General features: G+C 49.6%; 2 protein-coding genes. Both read left to right on the top strand.

Going from position 1 to position 1719, the window contains the following annotated elements; genetic code table 11:
• The coding region (locus tag Q0231_RS04635) for an aldehyde dehydrogenase family protein (protein WP_299345672.1) at positions 1 to 308 on the top strand (308 nt) is incomplete at its 5' end.
• A gap of 244 nt (positions 309 to 552) precedes the next feature.
• On the top strand, positions 553 to 1719 hold a 1167-nt coding region (locus Q0231_RS04630), incomplete at its 3' end, for a multiheme c-type cytochrome (protein ID WP_299345669.1).

Genomic DNA, 1719 nt, shown 5'->3' with positions numbered 1-1719 from the left:
AGGAAGCATTTGGGCCACTCGCGGTTCTCTCGAAATTTAGTGACTTCAATGCAGCTCTGGATGAAGTGAACGACAGCAAATTCGGTCTGCAAGCGGGTATCTTCACACGTGATCTTTTCAAAACTCTGGATGCATGGGATAAATTGGATGTTGGCGGCGTGGTCGTCAATGATGTCTCATCATACCGCGTAGACAATATGCCATATGGGGGCGTGAAGGACAGCGGTGTCGGCCGTGAAGGCATCAGATTTGCAATGGAGGATATGACAGAGATTCGAAATCTCGTAATCCGCCGCAAACAAAGTTGAAGCTGGCTTACTTCGGGATTTGAGGGAAAAACACCAATCGTGACAGCTGGAAATGTTGCGCGTTGAGCACAATAGTCGTTCCTATTTAAAACTTGAAACAACCAAAGCATTAAAAAAACAACGAAATTTGATCGAATTTTGTTTGCATTGAGTGTTTGGACGTGGGTAAGTAGGAATCACAAACATCAGTCGGGTCGCGTCGTGCGGATAGAGGGAACCAGTTTTCGGACTGGTAAGTGCAACGATGCAAAAGGGGATATTCGTTTCTTGGAAACGTAATGGGTCAGCACTAGCTGCCGGCCTTTTCTGTATTTTATTGGCTGCCATCGCGCTGTTGGCTTCTTCCTTTGCGGCACCTGAACCTGTTCAGGCATCTCAGGATTTGGCTAGCGGGACGCATACGGGCGTCGCAAGTTGTGGTGGCACGACTTGTCATGGACGCCAAGAAGCCGATGGTGAAGTCGTCCGGCAAGATGAACTCATGCGTTGGCAGGAAGAGTCGACCCCTGGCGGAGCACATAGCCGCGCTTTTCGAGTGCTTAGAGAACCACGAAGCATAGCCATCGCAAAACGACTTGGCATCGGAAATGCAGCAAATTCGAGTGAATGCCTTGGGTGTCACAGTACGCCTGCTGCGAAAAAAGGACCTCGCTTTCAAGCGAATGATGGCGTTGGTTGCGAAGCGTGCCATGGACCTGCATCTGGTTGGCTGTCGGCCCATTATGCAGTTGGCGCTAGCCATTCGCGCAATGTTTCAAAAGGGCTGATCCCACTAGACAATCCAAAGGCCCGCGCCAGCGTATGTCTAGACTGCCATTTTGGTAGCGCCAAATCAGGTCAATTTGTTGATCACCGCATTATGGCCGCTGGTCATCCACGTATCTCTTTTGAAATGGATTTATTTTCAACGCTTCAACAGCATCATGATGAAGATGCTGATTATGTAAGGCGCAAAGGCCGAACCAATGGTGTGCAATTTTGGGCCGTAGGCCAGGCTATGGCGCTTGAACGCTCTTTGAATCTTTTCTCAAAACCAGCCTTGGCAACCGAAGGTATTTTCCCAGAATTCTATTTCTATGACTGCCACAGCTGTCACCGCAGGATCTATGATGAAGCATCCGCACGACCAACATCCGTCAACAATCCCGGCCGTCCTATACCGGAGGGAATGCCGCCTTATAATGATGAAAATATGATTATGTTGAGCGCTGCAATTCGGGTTGCAGCACCGGACCTTCTGGCTCAATTTGATGGACGATCAAAAGCGTTTCATACAGCGATGGGTAAAGGGCGTGGTCCAGCAACGCAAGCTGCAGCCCGCTTGAGGCAAACGGCCGGGGCTTTGGCCCATCGCTTTTCTCGAACTAACTTTAATCGCTCGCAAACATTCCAGATTATGGAAACGATCGCA

The sequence above is a fragment of the uncultured Maritalea sp. genome, from assembly GCF_937139385.1.
Classification (GTDB): Bacteria; Pseudomonadota; Alphaproteobacteria; order Rhizobiales; family Devosiaceae; genus Maritalea; species Maritalea porphyrae_A.
Note: the sequence above shows the minus strand (reverse complement) of the source record. Positions and strands in the feature narration are given on the sequence as shown.